General features: G+C 68.3%; 2 protein-coding genes. Both read left to right on the plus strand.

Going from position 1 to position 4,095, the window contains the following annotated elements; translation table 11 throughout:
• Positions 1 to 139 precede the first annotated feature (139 nt).
• The gene (locus AB4Y86_RS13490; protein ID WP_441402723.1) at positions 140 to 1,747 is read left to right on the plus strand and encodes a carboxyl transferase domain-containing protein; all 1,608 of its coding nucleotides are present in this window, start codon (positions 140 to 142) and stop codon (positions 1,745 to 1,747) included.
• 7 nt (positions 1,748 to 1,754) lie between these two features.
• Positions 1,755 to 3,980 carry an acetyl/propionyl/methylcrotonyl-CoA carboxylase subunit alpha gene (locus AB4Y86_RS13495; RefSeq protein ID WP_441402724.1) on the plus strand — a complete coding sequence of 742 codons (2,226 nt, stop codon included), beginning with the start codon at positions 1,755 to 1,757 and terminating at the stop codon, positions 3,978 to 3,980.
• Positions 3,981 to 4,095: the final 115 nt, after the last annotated feature.

Genomic DNA, 4,095 nt, shown 5'->3' on the forward strand with positions numbered 1-4,095 from the left:
TCCCTCGTCTCGACTGTCCCGTGGTGGACATCACAGTTAATAGAGACTAACCTAAAACTCAGTTATGCGGTACTAACCGAAATTGCCGGTGGCCGCCGGGACCACGCGCCGGCGCCACGGCCCAGGACGGAAGCAGTCAATGGAGACAATCGCCAGCCAGGTGGACACGGGTACGGCCGCCTTCGCCGCGAACCGCGAGGCGCAGCTCGGCTTGGCCCGGGAGCTGAAGGAGCGTCTCGCCACCGCCGCACTGGGCGGGCCGGAAAAGTCCCGGGAACGGCACGTTGCCCGTGGCAAGTTGTTGCCGCGGGAACGGGTCGACCGGCTGCTGGATGACGGCAGCCCGTTCCTGGAGATCGCCCCGCTGGCCGCGGACGGGATGTACGACGGCGATTCGCCGGGCGCCGGAGTGATCGCCGGGATCGGTCTGGTCCACGGCCGCCAGGTCCTGGTGATCTCCAACGACGCCACGGTCAAAGGCGGCACCTACTATCCGATGACGGTGAAGAAGCATCTCCGCGCACAGGAAATCGCGCTGGAGAACCGGCTGCCCTGCATCTACCTCGTGGACTCGGGCGGGGCCTTCCTGCCCAAACAGGACGAGGTGTTCCCGGACAAGGAGCATTTCGGCCGGATCTTCTTCAACCAGGCGCAGATGTCCGCGGCGAAGATCCCGCAGATCGCCTCGGTGATGGGGTCCTGCACCGCCGGCGGCGCCTACGTYCCCGCGATGAGCGACGAGACCGTSATYGTCCGCAACCAGGGCACSATCTTCCTGGGCGGCCCGCCGCTGGTGAAGGCCGCGATCGGCGAGATCGTCACGGCSGAGGAACTCGGCGGMGGCGACGTGCACTCGAGGATCTCCGGCGTGACCGACCACCTGGCCGAGAACGACGAGCATGCCCTGCAGATCGTCCGCGACATCGTCTCCACGCTGCCGAAGCCGGCCGCGCCCGCCTGGGACGTGGACACCGTCGTCGAACCTCTGGCCGATCCGGAAGAGCTGTACGGCGCGGTCCCCACCGACGTCAACGCCCAGTACGACGCCCGCGAAGTCATCGCCCGGCTGGTGGACGGCAGCCGCTTCCACGAATTCAAGAAGAACTACGGCACCACCCTGGTCACCGGCTTCGCCAAACTCCACGGCCACCCGGTCGGCATCGTGGCCAACAACGGCGTGCTGTTCAGTGAGTCCGCACTCAAGGGCGCGCACTTCATTGAACTCTGCGACCAGCGCGGTATCCCGCTGATCTTCCTGCAGAACCTCTCCGGCTTCATGGTCGGGAAGGACTATGAGCAGGGTGGGATCGCGAAGAACGGCGCCAAGATGGTCACAGCCGTCGCCACCGCCCGCGTGCCCAAGCTGACCGTGGTGATCGGCGGGTCCTTCGGCGCCGGCAACTACTCCATGTGCGGCCGGGCCTACTCGCCGCGGTTCCTTTGGATGTGGCCCGCGTCCCGGATCTCCGTGATGGGCGGCAACCAGGCCTCCAGCGTGCTGGCCACCGTGAAGCGGGACCAGTACGAGGCCCGCGGCGAGGAATGGTCCGCCGCGGACGAGGAAGCGTTCAAGGCCCCGATCAAGGCCCAGTACGAGGACCAGGGCAGCCCCTACTACTCGACCGCCCGCCTCTGGGACGACGGCATCATCGACCCCGCGGACACCCGCACCGTCCTGGGGCTGGCGCTCGACGTCGTCTCCCGCACCCCGCTGCCGGAGACCTCCTTCGGCCTGTTCCGGATGTGAGCCAGCAGTGACTATCTCTTCGTCAACATTTTCCCCCGCCGCAAAGCCCCTTTTCGGCACCGTGCTCGTCGCCAACCGCGGCGAGATCGCCTGCCGCGTGATTCGCACCCTGCGGGCCCTGGGCATCCGTTCGGTGGCTGTCTACTCCGACGCCGACGCCGGCGCCCGCCACGTGCGGGACGCTGACCTCGCCGTCCGGATCGGACCGGCCGCGGCCACCGAAAGCTACCTCAAGATCGAAGCCATCATCCAGGCCTGCCGCGACACCGGAGCCGAGGCCGTGCACCCCGGCTACGGCTTCCTGAGCGAGAACGTCAACTTCGCCCGCGCCCTGGAACAGGCCGGCATCACCTTCATCGGCCCCGGCGTTGAATCACTCAACGTCATGGGCGACAAGATCCGCTCCAAGAACCACGTCACCGGCTACGGCGTGCCAGTGGTTCCCGGCATCGCCGAACCCGGCATGAGCGACGCGCAGCTGATCGAAGCTGCGGCCGGCGTCGGCTTCCCGCTGCTGATCAAGCCCTCCGCCGGCGGAGGCGGCAAGGGCATGCACATCGTCGAACGGGCCGAGGACCTGGAAGCCACCCTGGCCACCGCCCGCCGGGTCGCGGCCAGCGCCTTCGGCGACGACACCCTGTTCCTGGAGCGGCTCGTCACCACCCCGCGGCACATCGAGGTGCAGGTCCTGGCGGACAACCACGGCAACGTCATCCATCTGGGGGAGCGCGAGTGCTCGTTGCAGCGCCGCCACCAGAAGGTCATCGAGGAAGCACCGTCCCCGCTGCTGGAGTCCCTGCCCGACGGCGCCGAAATCCGGGCCCGCCTCGGCCAGGCGGCCTGCCAGGCCGCCCGCAGCGTCAGTTACTCCGGCGCCGGAACCGTGGAGTTCCTGGTCTCCGACAACGCCCCGGACGAGTTCTTCTTTATGGAGATGAACACCCGGCTGCAGGTCGAACACCCGGTCACCGAGATGGTCACCGGCGTCGACCTCGTCGAATGGCAGGTGCGGATCGCCGCCGGCGAAGAACTCACCGTCAAACAGGACGACGTCGTCCTCAGCGGGCACTCGGTGGAGGCCCGCGTCTACGCCGAGGTGCCGGAGCGGAATTTCCTGCCCTCCGGCGGCGAGATACTGCTCCTCGATGAACGGGGCGAGATCTTCACCCTGCTGGAGGACGCAGATGCACCCACGCCGGCGGCCGCGGACCCGGACATCCGGATCGACTCCTCGCTGCGGCGCGGCCTGGAAATCTCCAGCGACTACGACCCGATGGTGGCCAAGGTCATCGCCTGGGGCAAAGACCGCGCCGCGGCCCTGGAGAAGCTGGACACGGCGCTCTCCCGCTATACCGTCCTGGGCCCGGACACCAACGTCGAATACCTGCGGCTCCTGATCAACGACGCCGACGTCCGCGCCGGACGCCTCGACACCGGCCTGATCGAACGCAAGATGCTGGGCTTCAGGTTCCGCCGCCCCGGCGACGCGGAGCTGATGGCGGCGGCGTTGCCCTTCTGGGTTCTCGCCGAGGGTCCCACCGGCGTGGGATCGCCGTGGGACAGCCCCCGCGGCTGGCGCCTGGGCGTCCCGGCCCCGTGGACCATGAGCTTCGGCACCCCCGGCGGCGGTCTCTCTACCGTCGCGGTGACATTCGTCGAAAACATCGATCTCGGCCGCGCCCGGGTGCGGGTCGACGGCGGCCCCGAGCACGACGTGTCGGTGATCGGCCTCTCCAGCGACAACATCCTCTTCGATATCGACGGCGTGGAACAGAGGTTCGCGCACGTGCAGTCCGGGCAGGACTTCCCGCGGGAGAACCCACCGGAGTTCGTCTATCTCGGCAACGGGGGCTGGTCCTGCCGCCTCGAACCGCTCAGCCGCGAAACCCGGCTGGCCCGGGTGCTCGCCGCCGTCGAACGCGAGGAGGGTGCCGCCGACCCGGCCGTGCGCTCGCCGATGCCCGGCACCGTGGTGTCCGTTTCCGTCAGCAACGGCGACACCGTCGAAGCCGGCCAGGTCCTGCTCTCGGTGGAGGCCATGAAGATGGAGCACCAGCTCGTGGCGCCGCTGGACGGGACCGTGCACATCAGCATCGGCACGGGCGACCTCGTGAAGGCAGACCAGGTCCTCGCCACCATCCACCCCGCAGCCCCGGACGGACCGTCGGGGGCCAACCCCTCGCAGGCCGAAGCCGCCGCCGAAGAAGCGGCCCTCGCGCTCGGCGCGGACTAACCCACCACAGCTGCAACACCACAGCCGCACCAGACGAACGCACCCGACACWGGAGTCACCCAATGCCAGATTTTGAACTCAGCGAGGACTACCAGGACCTCAGCGACACAGTCCG

The sequence above is a fragment of the Arthrobacter sp. 2YAF22_2 genome, assembly GCF_052114645.1.
In the GTDB taxonomy this organism is placed as follows: Bacteria; Actinomycetota; Actinomycetes; order Actinomycetales; family Micrococcaceae; genus Arthrobacter.